A 20,346-nucleotide genomic window follows, 5' to 3' on the forward strand; every position below is an offset into this window, starting at 1 on the left:
GCGCCGGCGTTTTTCCTGGCGGACACAATGCGTGTGATTAACAAAAATAAAACACCAGCCAAACGCATGACCTTGAAAGCCGTCGCCGACGCCCTGGGCGTGTCGACGGCATCCATCTCCAATGCGTTCAACCGACCGGACCAGCTGTCCGCCGTGCTGCGTGACCGCATTCTCAGCGAATGCGAGCGCCTCGGTTACCACGGCCCGAACCCGGCTGCGCGCAGTTTGCGCACCGGCGCCACTGGCGTGGTTGGTGTGATGCTGGCCGAACGTCTGGCCTATAACTTCCGCGACGCCTGCGCCACCGAATTTCTGCAAGGCGTGGCCGAAGTGCTCGACGACGCCCGGGTGAACCTGTTGCTGATGCCCGGCCGCGACGATTTCTATCACCAGCAATCGATGGAATCGATTCCCGACCGTTTCATCATCTACGGCCCGCCGCGCGATTTAAGCGTCATTCAACGTCTGGAACGTCAACACAAGCCGGTGGTCACCGTTGATTTCACGCTGGGCAATCATCTGTCGCTGAACATCGACAACTACGGCGGCGCCAAGCAGGCGGCCCAGCATATTTATCGCCAGATTGGTGGCGATGCGCCGGTAGCGGTTATCGGCTTGCGGTTGATTCAGTCCGACACCATCGGCCGCGTTAAAGAAGTCGACATGATCGACGCCGCCACCTCCATTTCACGGCAACGGCTGGACGCCTATCGCGACGCCGCCGCCGAAGTGGGCGCAGAAATTCTGGCCGATCAGGTATGGAACACGCACGAAAGCAATTGGTCCGACGGCGTTAAAGCCGCGCGCGAAGCGCTGTTGAGTGAGCCACGCCCGAAGGCGTTGTTTTGCATGTCGGATCAGTTGGCGCTGGCGGCCTTGAGCGTGGCGCGCGATCTGGACATTCGCGTGCCGGAAGATTTAAAAATCGTCGGTTTCGATGACATTTCCGAAGCTCGGCGCGGCCATCCGGCCATCACCACCGTCTACCAGCCGAGCATCGAAAAAGGCCGCTTGGCGGCCATGATGGCGCTCAACCCGGAGCGCTTTGAGAGTCGCGTCCTGCCGACGCAATTGCAGATTCGGGAAACGGCCTGAACCGAACTGCCTGAAACGCGCCGTCAGACCGATTTGAACAGCGCGAAATAAATCACGTAAATCCAACTGAGAATGCCGTGAATGATCGCCCACAAAATTGATTTGTTGGCGCTCCACGACAACACAATCGCCAGCACCGTGCCGAACGACACCCCTTGTTTGATCACTTCGTAACGCACTTCACGCATCGCTTTTCTCCTCTGTTTCAGTGCATTCAGGCTAGAGCGACACGGCGCTGAGTTCAGCCCCCGAAAGTCACGCCTGTTCAGCCATCGTCAGAGCAGATCCAGCGCCATCACCAACGCATCTTCGCCATCGGGGTAATAACGCCGCCGCTGGCCGATGTCTGCAAAACCGAGCTTGCGATAAACCGCTATCGCCGCCGCGTTGCTCGGGCGCACTTCCAGCAAACAACGCCGTTGCCCGACCTGGCGCAACTGCGCCAGCCAGAATTTCAGCGCCTGGCTTGCCACGCCCTGGCCCTGGTGCGCCTTGGCGACGGCCAGATGCAGTAACGTGCTTTCGTCCAGCACCGTTTCAGCCACCAGAAATCCCACGCGCTCGCCGCCGTTATCGAATTGCCAGACCCGCGCTTCGTTCAGCGCACGTTGCAACGCCAGTACAGACCAGGGATGTGGCCCGGCGTCGGCATCGAGCAGAACCAGTTCGTTAAAAGCGTCGACCCGCGCCGGCAGCAAGGTCATTGCTGGGTGGGCACCAGCGGTTTGAGGCGTTGCCAGGCCACGGCTTTTTCACCGGGTTCAGACAACATGCGGTACAGCGACGGCAACCCCAGCCAGGGCAAACCGAGGTGGTCGCCCTGCGGTTGTTGCCAGTCGTGCAGACGCGGCAGCACCGCGCCGAACGACAACAGGTGCGTCGGCTGAAACTGGCGGATGAACTGCTCCAGTTTTTCATCGACATAGAGCCGCGCCTGCGTCAGGCCCTGATCGACACGCGGATTGGTGAACAGCGGCCATTGAATGACATGATGAGTGCGCACTTCATCAGCGCTCACGCCCAAGGCCGCGAGAATGTTCAGCAACAATTGCTGGCCGTCGGACGTCGGTTGCTCCAGGCCGCGCGCCAGCGTATCGGCAATCAAAAACGGCCCGACCACACTGAGCGACAACACAAAGCGCGGCACAGCCGGCGCCACTTGCGCTTTGGCCGCCGGAGCGACGTCGGGTTCGGATTGAGCGGCCGGCGCTTTGGCACTCGGCATTTCAAGGCGCGGTACGGCGGTTGTTTGTGCCGGGCGTTCTACCGCCGGTGTTGGTGCGGCGGCCTGCGCCATCGGTGTTGGCGCGGGCTCGGTGTCGTCCAGATCGAACAGCAGTGGTTCCGGCGCCGCTGGCAACCGCACCCGCGGATACCAGGACTCAATGCCCATGGCGTTCAGGTAATGGCGGCGACTGGATTCTGGCAACGGAGTAAAGGACGGCATGGCGCGATGCGGGGTCGAAGCGGTCGAAAATGAGCCGCTCAATATACGCGCCCTGCCTTGAGGCGACAACGACGGCGGCCGTTTATTCAGCCCAGCGTTTCCGCCCAAACGGTCGCACACAACGTCATCAGGCGTTGGCGGCTGGTGTAGCTTTCGCGGGTCCAGGGGAAGGCGTAGACGGGGCGGCTTTGGCGATCGAACCAGAATTCGCCGCTGGGCAGTTTTTCGCCCTCACACAGACACCAGTAGATGGTGTCGGCGCCTTCTTCGTCGCTGCGCAGACGCTTGGAAAAATGCCGGGCGAAACCGGGCAGGGCTTCCTGCAATGCCTGGGTACCGACCCAGCCGGGGTGAGATGCCGAAAAGATGAAATCCGGATAACGCCGCGCCAGTTCCTCATTAAGAATGACCTGGGCGCGTTTGGCGTTGGCGTAGGATTTAACTTTGTCGTAACCGTCTTCCTGCCAGCACAGATCGTCGAGATCGAGGCGTTTCAGATACATACCGCCGCTGGAAGTGAAATGCAGACTGCCACCGGGCGTCAGCAGGCCGCTTTCAATACAGCGACGCATCAACAGGTAATGGCCCACCACTTGCGAGGCAAAAATCTGATCGAATTCGTCGTTCACCAACTGCAATTGACCGGGCATGCCGCCGGCGTTGCAGACCAGACCATCAATGGGTGGCAGCTTCAATTGCATGACCTGATGAAAATCGGCCATATCCAACGGGATGTAGCCCACACCCAACGATTCCAGCCCGGACTGTTCAAACCGACTCCGGCTGCGACCGGTCACCAACACCTCAGCGCCCGCCTCGGCCAGACGCTGCGCCAGTGCCGCACCAATGCCACTGGTGCCGCCGGTAACCAGATAGCGTTTGCCAATCAGGTGGCTGTCTTCAATGGGGGAAAATTGCCGCGCGTGGCGCGCAAAGCCACTGCGGTCGAAGGAATAGACGATCGAATAATCTTTGAGGGTATCTAACATGCTCATCTCAGCGTTTCCGTTCGTCCATGAGTACGCTAAGCGGGCAGTTCGGGTTCACTTTTTAACACCGAAAGGCGCGCTTGCCTGAGCTACGCCGATCAGTGTCTTTGAACATTGTTCACAGTGCAAGCGTTAAGAGCGTCACACTTGCACCCTCGATTATGTCTCAAATAACCATTTTTACCGGCTAACGCGCCGGCATCGTGCCGTGCCAGACCGGCAAGGACAGATCTTCCGGTTCTTCGTTCGGCCCGCCGGTGCGTGCCTTGAATGCGCCTTCGTTCATCGGCAAACGCACCAGCACTGTGGCTTTGCGTTCCTGGCGGTTCGGCGGCCGCACTGCGTCCCAACGGCCGTCTTCGAGCTGGTTGATCAACACCCGGAAAGCGGCGTCGAATTCGGCTTCGTCGGTCACCGTTTCGGCGTGGCAATAGAGCACGGCTGAGCGGTAGTTGGCGCTGTGGTGATAGGCCGATTTCGACATCACCCATTCGCTGCATTCGGCAAACGACAACACCACCAACTGGCCGCTTTGCAGATGTTTTGCCAAACGGCCTTTGTTGCCGGTGTGAATGTACAGATCGTCGTCCACCCGCCAGCACGTGATCGGAATAACGCGCGGCTCGCCGTTTTCAACAAATCCCAGATGCGCCGTTTTCAGATCGTCGATCAGTTGATAAATCGACGCCCGTTCGTAACTGGCGTTCTTGGCGCTGCGTCGCACCTGGCTGCGTGGGCAAAAAGCCAGTTCGGTTTCGCTGGCATCCTGATGAGTCTGGCGGGGCATTGCGGGTCTCCGTGGCGGTGAGTTAGCATCAGCCTATCGCCATCTGGACTTATCAAAAGAACCAGATACCAATAACTGATGGAACCAGAATGACCACCAGCCTGCCGTTGACCGATCTGCATCTGCTCGACCCTGCTTACAGCGGCCAGCCGTTGCAGGCGCAGCTCTATCTGGCACTCAGCCAACGCATTCTGGATGGCCGGCTGCAACCGGGCGACCGGCTGCCATCGAGCCGTCTGCTGGCGTCGGATCTGTCGATTGCGCGCAACACCGTGCTGGCGGTGTACGACCAGTTGCAGGCCGAAGGTTTTATTCGCCACCAACCGCGTTCGGGCACCTTTGTCGATTTACGCCCGCCACCAAAACCACTGAGCCCGACCCCCACCGCCACAAAGCGCCAAAGCGCACGGCCGCCACCGCCCACGCTCAATCGACCGGCCAGCCAGCGCGACACCGATGAGGCCAATCGGCCGTTCACACCGGGCCTGCCCGACAGCGATGCCTTTCCGTTAGCGATCTGGAATCGGCTGCAACATCAACAGGAAAACCGCCGCTCGCTGCTCAATTACGACAGCTACCAGGGCTACGCGCCGCTGCGTCAGGCCATTGCCGATTATCTGCGCCAGTCGCGCGGTGTGCGTTGCCAGGCCGAGCAAGTGATTGTGACGCAGGGCGCGCAGCAGGCGCTGTCGCTGATCGGTGAACTGTTTTTGCACCCGGGCGACCGCGTGCTGATCGAAAACCCGGGCTATCGCGGTGCGCGCTTTGCGCTGTCAAAACCGGGCGTGACGCTGCAGGCCGTGCCACTGGCCGACACCGTGCTCGATCTCAACCAACTGCCCGCTCAGACCGACGCCAAACTGCTCTACTGCACGCCAACGCATCAGTACCCCTTGGGCGGTATTCTCGACATCAGCCAGCGGCTGCAATTGCTCGACTGGGCGGCGCGCACCGGCACCTGGATCATCGAGGACGACTACGACAGCGAATTCCATTTCATCAACAAACCCATCGCCGCCATTCAGGGTCTGGTCGACAATGCTCCGGTGCTCTACGTCGGCAGTTTCAGCAAGACGTTGTTTCCCGCGTTGCGACTGGGCTATCTGGTGGTGCCGCCGGATCTGGTCGACGCCTTCACCCAGCTCAAACGCATTCACGCCGGTGAATCACCGTTGCTGACTCAGGCGGTAACCGCTGCCTTTATCGAACAGGGCCATTTCGCCCGCCATTTACGCCGCATGCGTCAGCACTATCACGGCAAGTGGCAACAGTTGAATGAACAGATTGAGCAACGTCTCAGCGGCCAGTTTCGCGCCGTCGCCGAAAGCGCTGGCATGCATCTGGTGCTGGAACGCAACGGCGACGACCGTGCCTGGGCCAACGCCATGCAGCAAGCCGGCTTCGGCCCGCTGGCGCTGAGCGAATACGCCCTGGAAACGCCGCAACGTACGGGCCTGGTGATTGGTTTCGCCAACGCCAGTGAGGTTGAGATTCGCCAGGGCGTCGCCGCCGTTGCGGCGTTGCCTTAGCCGCTGAACGCTTAACGGGAGACGGAGGACGGAAGACGGAAGACGGAAGACGGAAGACGGAAGACGCGAGTTAGCGTCTCCCGTTTCGCGTCTCCCTTCTAAGCTTGTTAAGGTAAAGGCCCTCCGACATCCAAGGAGACCGCCATGACCATCAAACGCTACACCGACACTGAAAGCCAAACCGCGCTGCATTCGCTGAATTCCAAATCGACTCACGCTTGGCACATCGAAGACGGGCAACTGACCAAGACCTACCAGTTCGCTGATTTTATCCACGCCTTCGGCTTTATGAGCAGCGCCGCCCTGGTGATCGAAAAACACAATCACCACCCGGATTGGCGCAACGTCTACAAAACCGTCACCGTGCAACTGACGACCCACGAAGTCGACGGCCTGTCCGAACGCGATTTCGACCTGGCGCACGAACTGGACCGCCTCGCTGGCGAGCGGCGTTAACGATGTCGGTTCAGGTGCTGTTGGATTGCTTTGGCGAGATCGTTGAAGGCAATCACTACCGTGGCTTTTGCCACATCAGCCGCGATGAATTAGAAGACGGCTTTTTCGTTATGGTCTATCGCGACGCCGACCCACACGCCGAGGTATTACTCAGCGAATGGTTTCCGTCGATGCAGGCGGTGAATCATTTTGTGCGCGACCAAAGCTGGGTGGTGTATTGGCAGGACAAGGCGCACCCGCTGTAGCGGCTTAATCCAACCAGGCGGCTTTTTATTTCAACCAAGCGCCTTGGGTTTCGCCGTGGTTGGTGCGGAAGTCGTAATCGAATTCGCGTTCGCGATAATCGTCCAAAACACGCTGTGCCAACGTCTTGGCTTGCACTTCCAACTGCGCACAATTGTCGGCTGGCGGCATCGCTAATAAGGCATCGTCAATGGCCCGGCCGGCCGCTTCGGCCAGTTGCTGATGGCCGCGTTCATGGCGCTCCAGCGCCGCGACAAAGGCATCAAATTCAGCTCGCTGGTCAGCGCGACCCGAGGTCCATTCCGGCAGCTGCATCTGCACCTCAACCTGAATAGCGGTGCGTTCTATCGCGCAGCGTTGTGGCGTCGGTTGCCACCAGAATTGCCAATGCACCTGCCACAATGTCTGACCATAAAACACCTGGCCGCGCTGCCGGATGGGCGAGCTGCGATCCAGCGCCTGGCGCAGCGTTTCGTCGGTGCGCACCGCTACCGGATAGCCTTGCTGCTCAAATTGAACCGACACCTCAGCCCGCGCCGACATCATCCATGCCAGCAACACAACAACCAGCCCGCATCTTAGGAACACAGGCCCGGCTCCGCGTTGCACACCGCCTCAGCGGCAATGGCGACATCGACGCTGTAGTACAGCGAATCGAGGCCCAAGCTAATGCGGCCGAGGTTGTGAAACACCAACCCCAGCGCCAGATCTTCGGCGCTGTAGCGTTCGGCGTCGGCCGCCAGTTCACGACCGGCACGGCCTTCTTCGCCGTCACCCAGTAACGCCAGCATCCGACCGATGCCGCCGTGATAGGCCTGCACCAACAGCAACGAATACAGTCGCTCGCGTTTGAGCTGCGGCAGATCACCGAAACGTTGCTCAAACGCCGGGCGCAAATTGCGGTCGTTTTGCTGGTACAGCCGCACCGCGCAATCGACCTGCGCCATGCGATGCAAATAAAAGCGCTCCGCCAGTTCGCAATCGGCCAATACTTCCGGCCGCAACTGCAATAAACCCACCGCCTGCGCCGCCGAAAACGACCGTTTGCGCGCGCCGCTTTCAATCAGAATCTGGCCGAGGAAGGCGCGTTGCATCGCCGGGGTAATGTCATAGCCGCGCCGTTTCGCCTGCGTCTGCATCACCTCGATCACCACTTCGGCCAGCGACCACGGCTGCTCGGGCGAGCCGGCGGTAATGCCATCCCAAGTGCCCCACACGCGGTCTTCTTCAGTGGTGCCCAACAGGCGATCCAGCGAAGCCGCTAAATCGACATGCGGCTGGTCGCATCGCAACGCAAAGGGGTAGCCGGTTTCAGTAGCGCTGCCGGCAATCCAGCGGTGCACTTCGCCGTCGCGATACAACCGTTCGCGCACCGCATTCAATTCAATCTGATTGGCGGCAACATCGCCGGGGTTATCGAACCAGGTGAGAAAACGACCGCGTTGGTCGAACAGCAAATGACGTTGCGATTCGATGCAATAGCTTTCGCCGAGCAGCACCCAACGTCGAATGGTGGCGAGGTTGTCGTACAGGCCGGCGCTGAACACATAGGGCGTGTCGCGCACCACTTGCAGCCAGGGCGCGGTTGAGGTTTCAGCGCGCAGCGGCGACAGGAAAAACAGAACGATCAGGAAGAGGCAGCAACGCATGATGGACTCAATCAGATGACTGAGCGCAGTCTAACAAATCATGCGTTGCCGACAGCGAGGGCATTTAGCTTTTCAGTTTGTAGCCGGTGCGGAAAATCCACCAGACGATGCCGACAAACAGTGCCAGAAAACCAAACGTCATGGCGATGCTGATGCCGACGTGCACGTCAGACAGACCGTAGAAACTCCAGCGGAAACCACTGACCAGATACACCACCGGGTTCAGCAACGTCACGCCTTGCCAGAACGGCGGCAGCATGTCGATGGAATAAAAAGTGCCACCCAAAAACACCAGCGGGGTGACGATCATCATCGGCACGATTTGCAGTTTCTCGAAGCCATCGGCCCAGATGCCGATGATGAAACCGAGGAAACTGAACGTGATCGCCGTCAGCACCAGGAAGCTGAACATCCAGAACGGATGGTCGATGGAATAATCCACAAAGAAGGTGGCGGTGATCAAAATGATCAGACCGAGAATCACCGACTTGCTCGCCGCTGCACCAACGTAACCGATCAGAATTTCCAGATAGGAAACCGGTGCCGACAACACTTCATAAATGGTGCCGGAAAACTTCGGCATGTAGATGCCGAACGAAGCGTTGCTGATGCTTTGCATCAACAGCGTCAGCATGATCAGCCCGGGAACAATAAAGGCGCCGTAACTGACGCCATCGATTTCCACCATGCGCGAACCGATGGCCGAACCGAAGACGACAAAGTACAACGAAGTGGAAATGACCGGCGTGGCGACGCTCTGCAAAATCGTGCGCCAGGTGCGCGCCATTTCGAACAGGTAGATGGCGCGAATGGAATAAAAATTCATGGACTCTCCCGTCGATTAATTCTGAGCGTGAACCAGATTTACGAAGATGTCTTCGAGCGAACTTTCCCGCGTCTGCAAATCTTTGTAGTCGATGCCGGCGTCGTTGAGCGTGGCGAGCATTTCCGGAATGCCGGTGTCGTCCTGCTGGCTGTCGAAGCGATAGGTCAGTTGGAAACCGTCGTCGCTCAACGTCAGATCGCGGTCTGCCAGACCCGGCGGGATGGCAGCTAATTTTTCGCGCAATTCCACGCGCAGTTCACGGCGTCCGAGCTTACGCATCAAGTCCTGTTTTTGTTCGACCAGCACGATCTCGCCCTGGTTGATCACGCCAACCCGGTCGGCCATTTCTTCGGCTTCTTCGATGTAGTGCGTGGTCAGAATGATGGTGACGCCGCTTTCGCGCAGCTCACGCACCATGGCCCACATTTCGCGGCGCAGTTCGACATCGACACCGGCGGTCGGTTCATCCAGAAACAGAATGCGCGGTTCGTGCGACAGCGCCTTGGCGATCATCACGCGGCGTTTCATACCGCCGGACAACGCCATCAGGCGGTCGTTGCGCTTGTCCCACAGCGACAGATCGCGCAGCACTTTTTCGATGTGCGCCGGGTTAGGCGCTTTACCGAACAATCCGCGCGTGAAACTGACGGTATCCCAGACCGATTCGAAAGCGTTGGTGGTCAATTCCTGCGGCACCAGTCCGATTTTGGAACGCGCCTGGCGGTACTCGCGAATGATGTCGAAACCATCGGCGCGCACCTGGCCGCCGCTTGGGTTGACCAGGCCACAGATGATGCTGATCAGCGTGGTTTTACCGGCACCGTTGGGGCCGAGCAGCGCAAAAATTTCACCCTGTTCGATGTCGAGATTGATGCCTTTAAGCGCTTGGAAACCGGATTCGTAGGTCTTGGTGAGATTTTCGATGGAGATGATGGACGCCATGCACACTCCTAAGCGTGGGTCACGACCCGGCCAGGCAACAAGACGGCCGAACACGCAACGACGAATGGAGAGCCGACAATGGTGGCAAAGCCCTGTCTTTCAACAGTGACCATCGGCCATTGCGTGCAGGCTTGGATTTACAGGCGCCTGGGGCGCGAAAACGGCAGGATGAAATGCGGATCCACGGCGGCCAGCCGGGCGTCCGGATGACGCTCAAGCATCATGTTACGCACCTGGCTTTCGTACTGGCGCGGCGCGTAAATCAGGATCAGATAATGGCCGGCGTCCAAATCCCGCTGGAACGGCGCCAGTTTGCTGCTTTGGGTTTCCACGCCCCAAAGCCCGCCTTCCCAGACGCCGAACAACACCAACACGGCGACGAACACCAGATTGACGAAGAACGGCAGGCTGTCGCTGAACAAACCCGTGACGTGGAACAACGCCAGCAGCAACAGACCGACGCAGAAACCAATCAGACCGCCGACCACGCCGCTGTGATACAGATCCAGCGTTTCCACATAATTGGCCGATTGCAAACGGTGACGGCTCACGCCGGTTTCGTTGTGGCTGATCAGATGCACCAGCCAGTTGGACAGGCCGATGCTGTTCAGGTCATCGGCAATGCGCTCGCATTCTTTCAGCGTGGGCGACAAGTAGTAGACGCATCTCATCGTTGCTCCCCCTTGTTGTATTTGTTCGGACGCGCGCTGGGCGTCGCTGTAGAAAGCTATGCCAAGCTGGCGCTTTTTCAACTCAGGGAATGAGTGGCTGGCGGCCGGGAAAATGCCTCGTCGCGGTCGCACCGGGCGTTGCGGCGCGGCACATAACCGAGCGCAATCAGTAGCGTTGGACTTACAGAAAAACGGTCTAAGGTGAGGCGGGGTCGAGTGTGTCGAGCAAGCCATTCAACTGCCCAACCATGGCATCCGAATGCCAGTCGGTAATGCCTTCGAGCCGGTAGCGCAACTGGCCCTGAGCATCGATCAGAAACGTGGTCGGCAAGCCGCGCATCGGCAACTGGCGGCTGACGCTGGTGTCGATGTCGAGCCAGATGTCGAAGTCGATGGGCACTCGCGCCACAAAGGTTTCGACGTTGGCCGGGGTGTCGCCGTAATTCAACGCCACCATGCGCAGTTGATCGGCCGGAATGCGTTCGCGCAGTGCGTTTAGCGATGGCAATTCGTCGCGGCAGGGAATGCACCAGACAGCCCACAGATTCACCAGCATGGGCACGCCCTGGGCGTTGAACTCGCGGCTGTCGTCGGGCAACGCCCGCAATGGCGAGGCGACCGGCCAGGGTTCGGCGTCCACCGCTTCGAATTGGCGTTCGGCCCGCGCTGCTGTGGCTGACAAAAGCGCCGTCAAAAACAGCAGGCTGATGGCCTTCATGCCGACGCCTCCACCGGGGCGTTTTTTCCCGGCACCAGCCAGGCTGCCAATATCGCCGCCAGCAAGGCACACACCGCCATCAACGCCAGACTGCCCGCCAGCGCGCCGTGATAGGCATTCAAGGTGGCGTCGTAATTCGCATCGCCCGGCGGCGGGAACAAGCCAAACTGGCCGACGCCGGCATTCAGCGCCCGGAACAGCGCTGCGGCGCAAGCGCCGACACCGGCGATGGCGAACAGACCGGCCAATCGACTGGCGGTGTTGTTGATGCCGGACGCCGCACCGGCGCGATGGTCTGGCACGGAATTCATCACTGCCGTGGTCAGCGGCGACACCAGCGTTGCCATACCGAGCGACATCACACACAAGGGCACTTCCACGCCCAGCCAGAACGATGTCCACTGCGGCACCAGACCGGCGATGCCAAGCCCGACCAGCACCGATCCCAGCACCAGCATCGGCCGGGCACCGAAACGGTCGCCCAGTTTGCCAGCCTGGCTCGACAGCAAACCGATGATCAAACCGAACGGCAACATCGCCAGACCCACTTGCGACGGCGACAGGCCGCGTCGCTCAATCAGATCAATCGGGATCAAAAACATCACGCCGGCCAACGCGCCGTAGACCAGCAACGTCATCAGATTAGTGCCGGTAAAAGCGCGACTGCGAAACAGGGCCGGCGGTGCCAGCGCTTGCCGCACCCGGCCTTCGTAGAAGAAAAAGCCGACCAGGCCGACCAGGCCCGGCACGATCAGCAACCAGGCGCGCAGGCTGCTGCCGCTCTGGCCTTCGGTCAGCACCGTCAGACCCAGCGTCAGCAAGCCACAGGCGAGACCGGCGATCAGCACGCCGCCCCAATCGAGCCCGCCGCTGGCATCCGGGTCGCGGCTTTCCGGCATGTAATGTCGGGTCAGCCACAACACAATCAGCGCCAATGGCAGGTTGATCCAGAACGCGGCGCGCCAGCTGAACAGCTCCATCAACACACCACCGAACGCCGGACCGAGTGCCGTGGTTAACGCCGAAGCTCCGGCCCACAGACCAATGGCACGACCGCGCTCGCCAGCCGGATAAGTCGCCGAAATAATCGCCAGACTCTGCGGTACCAGCAGCGCTGCGCCGACGCCCTGAACGGCGCGGGCGGCAATCAAAGCAGTCGGGTTCGGCGCCAGCGCACAACCGAGCGATGCCAGGGCGAAAATCGCCGTACCGAGGGTGAAAATGCGCCGCCGGCCGAGCCGGTCGCCTGCGCCACCGCCGACCATCAGCAAGGCGCCGAGCAGCAGGGTGTAGGCGTTCAAAATCCACAGTAATTGCGCCAGGGAGGCGTCGAGATCGGTGCGCAGAATGGGTAAGGCGAGCGTGACCACTGAACCATCAATAAAGGCCATGGCAGAGGCCAGAATGGTGGCCGCCAGTATCCAGGGACGTTGTGCCGGAAAGGTATAAGCGGCGGTCGAATCGGAGGACATCGTAACGCTTCCGTAGCCGGGCTGAGGTCCGATTCGAGCATGGCCTCAGCCGGGCGTCAACGGTTGGTGTCTGTGTCCAGGCGTTTGCGGAAAATGATAATGCGGTCGACTTCCTCGAAACCCGCCGCCCGGTGTGCGGCCGGAGACAATGGGTAATCCGGGATGGTGTCGGAAAACAGCGTGCGGATGTGATGGTGCAAAAACCACTGCGACAAGGCGTCCATCAACTTACCCCCAACGCCTTTGCCGCGCGCCGCGTCCACCACGTACCAGCCTTCGACATGGCCGTAGAGCTGTGCGTCATCACCGCGCCGAATCTGGCCTTCGATCAGCCCAATGGGCTGATCGTCCTGCCAGGCGATGAACGCCACTTCATGGGCGTTGTCTAGCATGACACGGCTTCCCTGAAGCAAGTCTTCACGCTCATTCCAGGGCCACAACGCCAGGCGCAAATCCGCCCAGGCGTCCAGGTCGGCTGATTGTGCGATGCGAATGTCCATTCCGTTCTCCGTTCAGTGCGCTTGCACGTCGTCGACAGGCGGGCGGCTCACCAGACGCCACAACCACAGCGAACCAACCAGGCCCAGCAACGCCAGCAACAAGGCAGCGCCAAAGGCTAAATGCACGCCATCGGCCATGGCCGCCGCATGCGCCACATTGGCACCGGCGCGGGCCAGCGGCCAACTCATCACCGTCACCAGCAAAGCGGTACCGACTGAGGCACCGACCATGCGCAGGGTGTTGTTCATCGCCGTGGCGTGGGCGATCAGGGCGTGCGGCAAAGCATTGATGCCAGCGGTGACCAGCGGCAGGAACAGCAGCGACACGCCGAACATCAACAAGGTCACGAACGCGGCAATCGACCAGGGCGAGGCGTCGGTGCCCAACTGCATCAGCAGGAAGATCGCCAGCGAGATCAGCGCGAAGCCCAGCGGTGCCAGATGACCAATGCCGAAACGATCGTAAAGCCGGCCAGCAACCGGCGACATCACGCCGTTGATAATGGCGCCCGGCAACAACACCAAGCCCGACACCAACGCGCCTAACTCGAGGGCGTTCTGCACGTAGATCGGAATCAGCGTCATCACGCCAATCATCAACAGGAAGATGAGCGTGCACAGCGCCGTGGTCAGCGTAAACACCGGGCTGCGGAACACCGCCATGTCGAGCAACGGCTGCGACAAACGCGTTTGACGGTGCACAAACCAAGTCAGACTCACCGCACCGCCGATCAGCGCAATCAACACTTCCTGGCTGCCCCAGCCGTGGCTGCCAGCGACGCTGAAACCGTACAGTAAACCGCCCCAGCCGAAGGTCGACAGCACCACCGACAGCGCATCAATCGGGCGGTCACGACGCGGCGTCACATTGGTCATAAAGAAGGCCGTCGCCAGCCAGACCAGCGCGCTGATCGGCAGCATCAGAATAAACAATGCCCGCCACGACAAATGCTCAACGATCCAGCCCGACAAGGTCGGACCAATGGCCGGCGCAAAGGCAATCGCCAGGCCGACCAGACCCATGGCCGCGCCACGGCGATGCGGCGGAAACAGCGACATCACCAGGGTTTGAATCATCGGAATAATCAGTCCCGCCGCTGCGCCCTGAACGATGCGTGCGACCAGCAACATGGCAAAAGACGTCGAAAACGCGCCGATCAAGGTGCCGGCCACAAAGATGCCCAGCGCCGTCAGATACAGCACCCGGTCGGAATAACGGTCGATCAACACCGCCGAGACCGGAATCAGAATGCCGTTGGCGAGCATGAACGCCGTGGTCACCCACTGCACCAGACTCGGCTCAGCGTTAAATTCGGCGCTGATGGCGGGAATCGCCACCAGCATCAAAGTCTGGTTCAAAATGGTGACAAAAGCGCCGGCGATCAGCAGCGCAACGATGAGCGTTCGATTAACCGCAGGCTGGGAAGCTGATGAATCGATGGACATGCACAATCCTCTATGAAACCGCATTGGAAACGGACGCTCAGCCTAACGTCTGGCCGGCCAAACACCAGTGCCAAGGGTCAGAAAATGCCAACAGACGAGCCGAAAATCAGGCTATGCTGTCGCGCTTCCAAACACTGCGAAGATAACGACAACAATGACTCTCGACCGCATTACGCTTGCCAACAGTTCCGTGTCCTTAAGCCGTCTGGTGTACGGCGCCTGGCGTCTGGCTGACGACGCCGACACCAGCGCCGCCCAGGTGCGCCGAAAAATCGATGCTGCCCTTGCCGAAGGCATCAGCAGTTTTGACCACGCCGACATCTACGGCGATTACCAATGCGAAGCCTTATTCGGCCGCGCGCTGATGGCCGACGCCGACTTGCGTCAGCGCATCGAATTGATCAGCAAGTGCGACATCGCGCTGCTGTCTGAACGCTTCCCGGAGCGCCGCGTCAAACATTACGACACCAGCGCCGGCTACATTCGCCAGTCGGTGGAAACCAGTTTGCGCAAACTGCACACCGACCATCTCGATCTGCTGTTGCTGCACCGCCCGGACCCGTTAATGGACGCAGCCGAAACCGGCGCGGCGCTGGATGCCCTGGTAAAAGACGGCCTGGTGCGCAGCGTCGGTGTGTCCAATTTCCGGCCCAGCCAATGGCAACTGTTGCAGTCAAAAATGACACAGCCGCTGGTCGCCAATCAGATTGAAATGAGCGTGCTCGAGCGCAGCGCCTTTACCGACGGCACGCTCGATCATCTGCAACTGGAAAAGCGGGTGCCCATGGCCTGGTCACCGCTGGCCGGTGGGCGCTTGTTCGGCACCGACCCTGTCGCGCACCGGGTAAAGCCCTTGCTGGAAGCGCTGGCGGCCAATCACAATGGCCGCACCGATCTGGCCGCGCTGGCCTGGTTGCTGCGTCACCCGGCGGGCATTGTGCCGGTGGTCGGCACCAACGCCATTCAGCGCATTCAGGGCCTGGCCGGCGCGCTGGAGATTCAGATTGATCGCCAGACCTGGTTCGAAATCTGGACGGCCGCTGCCGGTGAAGAAGTGCCCTGATCGGGCACGCCGATGCTGGTCATAAAGTCGATGCTTGCCACAAAATCGTTGCTAGCCATAAAACAGCCGGTTCAACGCCAGGCCACCGCCGAGCAGCATCACAAACAGCAACGCGGATAACGCCAGCGGTCGTAAACCGGCCGCTTGCAACGTCCGCCAGTGCGTTCGAATGCCCAGCGCAACCATCGCCAGACTCAGACAAAACAGCGACAGACCGCGCAAGCCGATCAGCAACCAATCGGGCAGCGCCAGCACACTGTTGAGCCCCACCGACGCGATAAAACCCAGCACGAACCAGGGCACAGCAACACCCCGGCGCGACTCAGACCCGGCCTGACGACGCTCCAGCCAGAACCCAAGCATCACCACCACCGGCGCCAGCAGCATCACGCGCACCAGCTTGGTCACTACGGCCGCGCGCATGGCGCTGTCGCTGATCGACTGACCAGCAGCGACCGCCTGAGCGACTTCGTGCACCGTGCTGCCGATGTAGACACCAAACTGATCGGCCCCCATACCCGTCCAGCGATACAGCACCGGGTAACTGAACATCGCCAGCGTGCCGAACAACACCACCGTCGCCACGGCCAGCGCCACATCGCGTTGGCGGGCTTTGAGCAACGGCTCCGTTGCCATAATGGCGGCCGCGCCACAAACGGCAGAACCCACGGCCGTCAGCACCGCCGCTTCACGGCTGAGTCCGAACAGTCGCTCACCCAAAACGATGCCCACCACCAGCACCACGGCAATCATCACAGCGTCGAGCAACAACACCGACCAACCGAGCGCTCCGACCTGCTGCATCGTTAAATTGAAACCAAATAAGACAATGCCCAGCCGCAGCAAGCGTTGCTGGGCAAAATCCAGCACCCGTGTCTGATCTGCACTGTGAGCCGCACCGGATGCTGGCTGGAACAGATTGCCATAGAGCATCCCGGCCACAATGGCTAACGGCAACGAGCCCAACCCCAGGGCGCGCAGCGCCGGAAGCTGCGCCAACAACAAACTTATGGTCGCCAGAAACAACAGACGAAATGCCATCGAAAACCCTCCCATCGTCAGACGGCAGGACTGTAGGTTTTCGATTTACATAAGTATATTGGATATTACTTATACAATACTTAAGTGATTCCGATGAATTGGACGTTGCGACAACTGCGCTTGTTCGAAGCCGTCGCCCGACTGGGCAAACTCACACTGGCCGCCGACGAACAGGCGATCAGCCAGTCGGCCGCCAGCCAGGCATTGCGCGAATTGGAAACGGCGCTGGGTTACAACCTGCTGGTTCGCCAGGGGCGTGAAAAAGTGCTCAGCAACACCGGCCAGCAAATCCTGCCGCGCGTACGCCAGATTTTGCAGTTGACGCAAAGCCTGGCGCTGCCCGACAGCAACGCCGTGGCCGGTACCTTGCGGCTGGTCGCCAGTGTCAGCATCGCCTGTTATCTGCTGCCGCCGATGCTGGCCGATTTCGCCAAACGCTACCCGGACAGCCACACCCTGATGCAGATCGACAACAGCCGTGGCGTCCTGGAAAAGGTGCGCAAAGGTCAGGCACAACTGGGCTTGATTGAAGGCCCGGCGCTCGACGCCGAGTTACTGATTCAACCCTGGCGCGACGACGAACTGGCGCTGTTCTGCGCGCCTGAACACGCGCTGGCAACGCACTCAACAGTCAGCGCCAGCGTTCTGGCACAGCAGGATTGGATTGTTCGGGAACAGGGCTCAGGCACCCGGGCGGTTTTGGATGCAGCGCTGCAAGCGCGCGGCCTGGTCGCCCGGCCCCGGTTGGAGCTGAGCCGGCAGGAGGCCATCAAACAATCGGTGCGCGCCGGCCTGGGCATTGGTTGTCTGTCGGCTATGGCTATCGTCGATGAAGTCGCCGCCGGTCAGGTGATTCGCCTGAATACCGACCTGGATTTGCGCCGGCGTTTTGCCTGGGTCTGCTCGCCCGAACAGCGACAACAGCCGCTGGTTCGGGCCTTTATCGAGCAGCTACAAGCCGGTTAACCGCGTTCTTCCACACGGCCATCGGCGTGTTTGGCAAAGCGACCGCGTGGCCGGTCGTGCACCTGGTCGTGTCGCGGCCAGGGCCAGCCACCGAATTCATCGCGGCGGAAATCGCTGAAGGCTTCGTGAATTTCCGCTTCGCTGTTCATTACGAACGGGCCGTATTGCACCACCGGCTCGGCAATCGGTTTTCCTTGCAGCATCAAAAAATCAGCCCCGGCGTCGCCAGCGACCAATTCCACCGACGCGTTCGACAGCAACTGCACGCCCTGACGGACTGCCAACTCGGTGTTTTCCACCACGGCAACATCGCCGCGATAGAAATACAGCATGCGGTTCAGATCGGCTGAACCGGCCGGCAATGTCCAGCGCGCGCCCGGTTCCATGTGAATGGTCCAGACCGCGACTTCGTTGGTCTCGTCCGCCGCCCACGAATCCGGCGGTGGCGGCGGTGCCTGATGGCCGTGCAGCAAGCCAGCGACGACACGTATTTTGGTGGTGCGACCGGCGTCGTCCTGCTGTTCGACAATCGGCGTTTCATCGCCCCAGATCATGCCGAAGTGCGGCTCAACCTTTTTGCTCTTGGCCGGCAGGTTCAGCCAAATCTGGAACAGCTCCATGTGGTTCTCGTCCTGCTCGCTGAGCAGCGGGAACATTTCTGAATGCTGGACGCCGCGACCGGCGGTCATCCATTGGGTGTCGCCCTGGCCGTAACGACCGGCAGCGCCGAGCGAATCGGCGTGGTCGACGTAGCCTTTAGTCACCACGGTGATGGTTTCAAAACCCCGATGCGGGTGCGCCGGGAAACCGGGCACGGTGTCGCCGTGGTACATGCGCCAGGGCCGGTTCCAGTCAAAATCCTGGCCGATTTGCCGACCGGCCAGCGACGCCTGCGGCCCCATGGCGGCGTTGCCCTGGGGGTAATTGTCGAGGTGGTGCACGCAGAACAAAAACGGATCGGCGGTCTGCCAGGGAAACCCCAGATTAATGACCTGTTTGACGGCTTGGCTCATGGTCGAACTCCATCGGTCTGAGGCGCTAAGAATAGGGGCGCAACGCGGTTATTTCACCCACCAGGCCGGGGAAACGCAACGTTCACCCTGAAGCGACAGTTCCGCTTCTTTAAAGGACAACTGCACCGAGCTTGACCTGCATCAAGCCGCCCGGCGCGAATGTCAGCCAAGCTTAAAACCAGATCGGACGGGTTGAATAACAACGACAGTGCGCCGATCTGACAGTTACCCATCCAGAGGAGGGTTGATCATGAGCAAACTCATACTGGTTCCGGTTGACGGTTCCGAACATTCGCAAAAAGCCATCGAATTTGCCGCTGACTGGGCCAAAACCCACGACGGCAAGCTGCATCTGCTGCACGTGCCCGAACCCATGACCGGCGATGAAGTACTGGTGATGGGCGGCGCTAGCCTGACACTGCACGCCACCCGCGAAGAGCTGGAAGAAGCCGGCAAAGGCATTCTGGCGGCGGCGGTCAACATCGCCAAAGGCGCGGGTCAGAGCAACGTTGAAACCTCGCTGGTGATCGGCGATCCGGCGCACAAGATCGTCGCCAAAGCCGAAGAACTGGGTGTGGATATGATCGTGCTCGGCACTCGCGGTCTGGGCGAATGGAAAAGCCTGATGCTCGGCAGCGTGTCACACAAAGTGATGCAGCTGGCGACCTGCACTTGCGTCACCGTGCGCTGACACTCAGTGCCGCCAGGTAAAAAAACGCCCGCAGTTGCGGGCGTTTTTCGTTCATGGTCAAAGCCAAACGGCCTTTGTATGCTTGGCCCATGAACAAAGACCATCTGCCCGCCAAATCCAGCTCGCAAGACATCGACCGCTTTCTGCAAACGGCCGCCAAAACGCCGGTCGCCACCCAGCAGGCCGGGCGTCTGCTGTTCGCGCTCGACGCCACCGCCAGCCGCCAACCCAGTTGGGATACCGCCTGCCAACTGCATTCGGAACTGTTTCTGGCAACGCGCGATCTCGGCGGGCTCGCCATTCAGTTGTGTTACTACCGCGGTTTTAACGAATTCCACGCCGGCGCCTGGGTAACCTCGGCCGATGCTCTGCTGCGCGCCATGAACGGCGTGCGTTGCCTGGGCGGCCACACCCAAATCGCCAAGGTGCTGAAACAGGCGCTTGCCGAAACCCGGCAAAAAGCGGTGAAGGCGGTAATTCTGGTGGTCGATTGCTGCGAAGAGCCGGCCGACGAACTGAGTCAGTTGGCCGGCGAACTCGGCTTGTTGAATACGCCGGTTTTTGTGTTTCAGGAAGGCCAGGACGCACACGCCAGCCAGGTGTTTGGGCAAATCGCCCAGCTCTCCGGCGGCGCACTCAGTGCCTTTGATCATCGCAGCCCGGCGGTGTTGAAAGCCCTGCTCGGCGCGGTTGCGGTGTACGCCAGCGGCGGCCGCACGGCACTGGAACAGTTTTCACGCAACGCCCCGAGCGAAGTCAAACGCCTGACCCAGCAATTGAAATAGCCTGCAAAGAGAGCCGC

Annotated in this window: 24 protein-coding genes; 8 read left to right on the forward strand and 16 right to left on the reverse strand. The window is 60.3% G+C overall.

Annotation, left to right across the window (positions count from 1 at the left end):
* The first annotated feature begins 27 nt into the window (after positions 1-27).
* A complete protein-coding gene (locus DW349_RS16315; RefSeq protein ID WP_108124245.1) occupies positions 28-1,095 on the forward strand; it encodes a LacI family DNA-binding transcriptional regulator in 1,068 nt (355 codons plus the stop codon).
* A gap of 23 nt (positions 1,096-1,118) precedes the next feature.
* Here the strand turns inward: DW349_RS16315 and DW349_RS17480 are convergent, their stop codons facing one another.
* From DW349_RS17480 to DW349_RS16335, 5 genes are all read right to left on the reverse strand, one after another.
* A complete protein-coding gene (locus DW349_RS17480) occupies positions 1,119-1,283 on the reverse strand; it encodes a hypothetical protein (RefSeq protein ID WP_198650406.1) in 165 nt (54 codons plus the stop codon).
* An 87-nt stretch (positions 1,284-1,370) separates the two neighbouring features.
* Positions 1,371-1,799: a ribosomal protein S18-alanine N-acetyltransferase gene (gene rimI / locus DW349_RS16320; RefSeq protein ID WP_108124246.1), complete on the reverse strand. Its 429-nt coding sequence runs from the start codon at positions 1,797-1,799 to the stop codon at positions 1,371-1,373.
* Entirely contained in the window at positions 1,796-2,542 is a 747-nt protein-coding gene (locus tag DW349_RS16325) for a hypothetical protein (RefSeq protein WP_157954235.1), read from the reverse strand. The genes rimI and DW349_RS16325 overlap by 4 nt, the downstream gene beginning before the upstream one ends.
* Positions 2,543-2,628: 86 nt before the next feature.
* The gene (locus DW349_RS16330) at positions 2,629-3,537 is read right to left on the reverse strand and encodes an SDR family NAD(P)-dependent oxidoreductase (protein ID WP_108124248.1); all 909 of its coding nucleotides are present in this window, start codon (positions 3,535-3,537) and stop codon (positions 2,629-2,631) included.
* A gap of 181 nt (positions 3,538-3,718) precedes the next feature.
* Positions 3,719-4,318 carry a pyridoxamine 5'-phosphate oxidase family protein gene (locus DW349_RS16335; RefSeq protein ID WP_108124249.1) on the reverse strand — a complete coding sequence of 200 codons (600 nt, stop codon included), beginning with the start codon at positions 4,316-4,318 and terminating at the stop codon, positions 3,719-3,721.
* Between the two features lie 89 nt (positions 4,319-4,407).
* Between DW349_RS16335 and pdxR the strand changes: the two genes are divergently transcribed.
* The 3 genes from pdxR to DW349_RS16350 all read left to right on the forward strand — a co-directional run bounded on the left by pdxR (position 4,408) and on the right by DW349_RS16350 (position 6,548).
* Entirely contained in the window at positions 4,408-5,847 is a 1,440-nt protein-coding gene (gene pdxR / locus DW349_RS16340; protein WP_108124250.1) for a MocR-like pyridoxine biosynthesis transcription factor PdxR, read from the forward strand.
* A 144-nt stretch (positions 5,848-5,991) separates the two neighbouring features.
* On the forward strand, positions 5,992-6,303 hold the full coding sequence (locus DW349_RS16345; RefSeq protein WP_108124251.1) for a 4a-hydroxytetrahydrobiopterin dehydratase: 312 nt from the start codon (positions 5,992-5,994) through the stop codon (positions 6,301-6,303).
* Between the two features lie 2 nt (positions 6,304-6,305).
* On the forward strand, positions 6,306-6,548 hold the full coding sequence (locus DW349_RS16350) for a hypothetical protein (RefSeq protein ID WP_108124252.1): 243 nt from the start codon (positions 6,306-6,308) through the stop codon (positions 6,546-6,548).
* Positions 6,549-6,573: 25 nt separating this feature from the next.
* Here DW349_RS16350 and DW349_RS16355 read toward each other — a convergent pair whose 3' ends face one another.
* The 9 genes from DW349_RS16355 to DW349_RS16395 all read right to left on the reverse strand — a co-directional run bounded on the left by DW349_RS16355 (position 6,574) and on the right by DW349_RS16395 (position 14,770).
* Entirely contained in the window at positions 6,574-7,134 is a 561-nt protein-coding gene (locus DW349_RS16355) for a DUF922 domain-containing Zn-dependent protease (protein ID WP_157954236.1), read from the reverse strand.
* Positions 7,125-8,195 carry a hypothetical protein gene (locus DW349_RS16360; protein WP_108124254.1) on the reverse strand — a complete coding sequence of 357 codons (1,071 nt, stop codon included), beginning with the start codon at positions 8,193-8,195 and terminating at the stop codon, positions 7,125-7,127. The genes DW349_RS16355 and DW349_RS16360 overlap by 10 nt, the downstream gene beginning before the upstream one ends.
* 64 nt (positions 8,196-8,259) lie before the next feature.
* Positions 8,260-9,021, reverse strand: coding sequence for an ABC transporter permease (locus DW349_RS16365; protein WP_108124255.1), 762 nt, complete (start codon positions 9,019-9,021; stop codon positions 8,260-8,262).
* A gap of 15 nt (positions 9,022-9,036) precedes the next feature.
* On the reverse strand, positions 9,037-9,963 hold the full coding sequence (locus DW349_RS16370) for an ABC transporter ATP-binding protein (RefSeq protein ID WP_108124256.1): 927 nt from the start codon (positions 9,961-9,963) through the stop codon (positions 9,037-9,039).
* Positions 9,964-10,100: 137 nt separating this feature from the next.
* Positions 10,101-10,634 carry a hypothetical protein gene (locus DW349_RS16375; protein WP_157954237.1) on the reverse strand — a complete coding sequence of 178 codons (534 nt, stop codon included), beginning with the start codon at positions 10,632-10,634 and terminating at the stop codon, positions 10,101-10,103.
* Between the two features lie 196 nt (positions 10,635-10,830).
* Positions 10,831-11,352, reverse strand: coding sequence for a TlpA disulfide reductase family protein (locus DW349_RS16380; RefSeq protein WP_108124258.1), 522 nt, complete (start codon positions 11,350-11,352; stop codon positions 10,831-10,833).
* Complete coding sequence (locus DW349_RS16385) at positions 11,349-12,824, reverse strand: MFS transporter (RefSeq protein ID WP_108124259.1); 1,476 nt, start codon at positions 12,822-12,824, stop codon at positions 11,349-11,351. Before DW349_RS16385 ends, DW349_RS16380 begins: the two co-directional genes overlap by 4 nt.
* 56 nt (positions 12,825-12,880) lie before the next feature.
* On the reverse strand, positions 12,881-13,324 hold the full coding sequence (locus DW349_RS16390) for a GNAT family N-acetyltransferase (RefSeq protein ID WP_108124260.1): 444 nt from the start codon (positions 13,322-13,324) through the stop codon (positions 12,881-12,883).
* Between the two features lie 12 nt (positions 13,325-13,336).
* Positions 13,337-14,770: a DHA2 family efflux MFS transporter permease subunit gene (locus tag DW349_RS16395; protein WP_108124261.1), complete on the reverse strand. Its 1,434-nt coding sequence runs from the start codon at positions 14,768-14,770 to the stop codon at positions 13,337-13,339.
* A gap of 154 nt (positions 14,771-14,924) precedes the next feature.
* On the opposite strand from DW349_RS16395, the gene DW349_RS16400 reads away from it, so the two are divergent.
* Positions 14,925-15,833 (forward strand): aldo/keto reductase, encoded by a 909-nt coding sequence (locus DW349_RS16400; RefSeq protein ID WP_108124262.1) that lies wholly within the window; start codon positions 14,925-14,927, stop codon positions 15,831-15,833.
* 51 nt (positions 15,834-15,884) lie between these two features.
* Here the strand turns inward: DW349_RS16400 and DW349_RS16405 are convergent, their stop codons facing one another.
* Positions 15,885-16,874: a YeiH family protein gene (locus tag DW349_RS16405; RefSeq protein ID WP_108124263.1), complete on the reverse strand. Its 990-nt coding sequence runs from the start codon at positions 16,872-16,874 to the stop codon at positions 15,885-15,887.
* 93 nt (positions 16,875-16,967) lie between these two features.
* On the opposite strand from DW349_RS16405, the gene DW349_RS16410 reads away from it, so the two are divergent.
* Positions 16,968-17,840, forward strand: coding sequence for a LysR family transcriptional regulator (locus DW349_RS16410; protein WP_108124264.1), 873 nt, complete (start codon positions 16,968-16,970; stop codon positions 17,838-17,840).
* Here DW349_RS16410 and DW349_RS16415 read toward each other — a convergent pair.
* Positions 17,837-18,853, reverse strand: coding sequence for a pirin family protein (locus DW349_RS16415; RefSeq protein WP_108124265.1), 1,017 nt, complete (start codon positions 18,851-18,853; stop codon positions 17,837-17,839). The two genes, DW349_RS16410 and DW349_RS16415, sit on opposite strands and share 4 nt — an antisense overlap.
* Positions 18,854-19,103: 250 nt before the next feature.
* On the opposite strand from DW349_RS16415, the gene DW349_RS16420 reads away from it, so the two are divergent.
* Both DW349_RS16420 and DW349_RS16425 read left to right on the forward strand, forming a co-directional pair.
* Entirely contained in the window at positions 19,104-19,544 is a 441-nt protein-coding gene (locus DW349_RS16420; RefSeq protein ID WP_108124266.1) for a universal stress protein, read from the forward strand.
* Positions 19,545-19,633: 89 nt separating this feature from the next.
* A complete protein-coding gene (locus DW349_RS16425) occupies positions 19,634-20,329 on the forward strand; it encodes a P-loop NTPase family protein (RefSeq protein WP_108124267.1) in 696 nt (231 codons plus the stop codon).
* Positions 20,330-20,346: the final 17 nt, after the last annotated feature.

This window comes from Saccharospirillum mangrovi, from assembly GCF_003367315.1.
Taxonomy (GTDB): domain Bacteria; phylum Pseudomonadota; class Gammaproteobacteria; order Pseudomonadales; family Natronospirillaceae; genus Saccharospirillum; species Saccharospirillum mangrovi.

Excerpts from the sequence above, each read along its gene's own strand:
- DW349_RS16315 (WP_108124245.1), top strand. The coding sequence starts at position 28 with ATGCGTGTGATTAACAAAAATAAAACACCAGCCAAACGCATGACCTTG.
- DW349_RS16380 (WP_108124258.1), bottom strand. The coding sequence starts at position 11,352 with ATGAAGGCCATCAGCCTGCTGTTTTTGACGGCGCTTTTGTCAGCCACA.
- DW349_RS16385 (WP_108124259.1), bottom strand. The coding sequence starts at position 12,824 with ATGTCCTCCGATTCGACCGCCGCTTATACCTTTCCGGCACAACGTCCC.
- DW349_RS16405 (WP_108124263.1), bottom strand. The coding sequence starts at position 16,874 with ATGGCATTTCGTCTGTTGTTTCTGGCGACCATAAGTTTGTTGTTGGCG.
- DW349_RS16375 (WP_157954237.1), bottom strand. The coding sequence starts at position 10,634 with ATGAGATGCGTCTACTACTTGTCGCCCACGCTGAAAGAATGCGAGCGC.
- DW349_RS16425 (WP_108124267.1), top strand. The coding sequence starts at position 19,634 with ATGAACAAAGACCATCTGCCCGCCAAATCCAGCTCGCAAGACATCGAC.
- DW349_RS16325 (WP_157954235.1), bottom strand. The coding sequence starts at position 2,542 with ATGCCGTCCTTTACTCCGTTGCCAGAATCCAGTCGCCGCCATTACCTG.
- DW349_RS17480 (WP_198650406.1), bottom strand. The coding sequence starts at position 1,283 with ATGCGTGAAGTGCGTTACGAAGTGATCAAACAAGGGGTGTCGTTCGGC.
- DW349_RS16420 (WP_108124266.1), top strand. The coding sequence starts at position 19,104 with ATGAGCAAACTCATACTGGTTCCGGTTGACGGTTCCGAACATTCGCAA.
- DW349_RS16365 (WP_108124255.1), bottom strand. The coding sequence starts at position 9,021 with ATGAATTTTTATTCCATTCGCGCCATCTACCTGTTCGAAATGGCGCGC.
- DW349_RS16345 (WP_108124251.1), top strand. The coding sequence starts at position 5,992 with ATGACCATCAAACGCTACACCGACACTGAAAGCCAAACCGCGCTGCAT.
- DW349_RS16400 (WP_108124262.1), top strand. The coding sequence starts at position 14,925 with ATGACTCTCGACCGCATTACGCTTGCCAACAGTTCCGTGTCCTTAAGC.
- DW349_RS16390 (WP_108124260.1), bottom strand. The coding sequence starts at position 13,324 with ATGGACATTCGCATCGCACAATCAGCCGACCTGGACGCCTGGGCGGAT.
- DW349_RS16360 (WP_108124254.1), bottom strand. The coding sequence starts at position 8,195 with ATGCGTTGCTGCCTCTTCCTGATCGTTCTGTTTTTCCTGTCGCCGCTG.
- DW349_RS16335 (WP_108124249.1), bottom strand. The coding sequence starts at position 4,318 with ATGCCCCGCCAGACTCATCAGGATGCCAGCGAAACCGAACTGGCTTTT.
- pdxR (WP_108124250.1), top strand. The coding sequence starts at position 4,408 with ATGACCACCAGCCTGCCGTTGACCGATCTGCATCTGCTCGACCCTGCT.
- DW349_RS16350 (WP_108124252.1), top strand. The coding sequence starts at position 6,306 with ATGTCGGTTCAGGTGCTGTTGGATTGCTTTGGCGAGATCGTTGAAGGC.
- DW349_RS16370 (WP_108124256.1), bottom strand. The coding sequence starts at position 9,963 with ATGGCGTCCATCATCTCCATCGAAAATCTCACCAAGACCTACGAATCC.
- DW349_RS16330 (WP_108124248.1), bottom strand. The coding sequence starts at position 3,537 with ATGAGCATGTTAGATACCCTCAAAGATTATTCGATCGTCTATTCCTTC.
- rimI (WP_108124246.1), bottom strand. The coding sequence starts at position 1,799 with ATGACCTTGCTGCCGGCGCGGGTCGACGCTTTTAACGAACTGGTTCTG.
- DW349_RS16415 (WP_108124265.1), bottom strand. The coding sequence starts at position 18,853 with ATGAGCCAAGCCGTCAAACAGGTCATTAATCTGGGGTTTCCCTGGCAG.
- DW349_RS16410 (WP_108124264.1), top strand. The coding sequence starts at position 16,968 with ATGAATTGGACGTTGCGACAACTGCGCTTGTTCGAAGCCGTCGCCCGA.
- DW349_RS16395 (WP_108124261.1), bottom strand. The coding sequence starts at position 14,770 with ATGTCCATCGATTCATCAGCTTCCCAGCCTGCGGTTAATCGAACGCTC.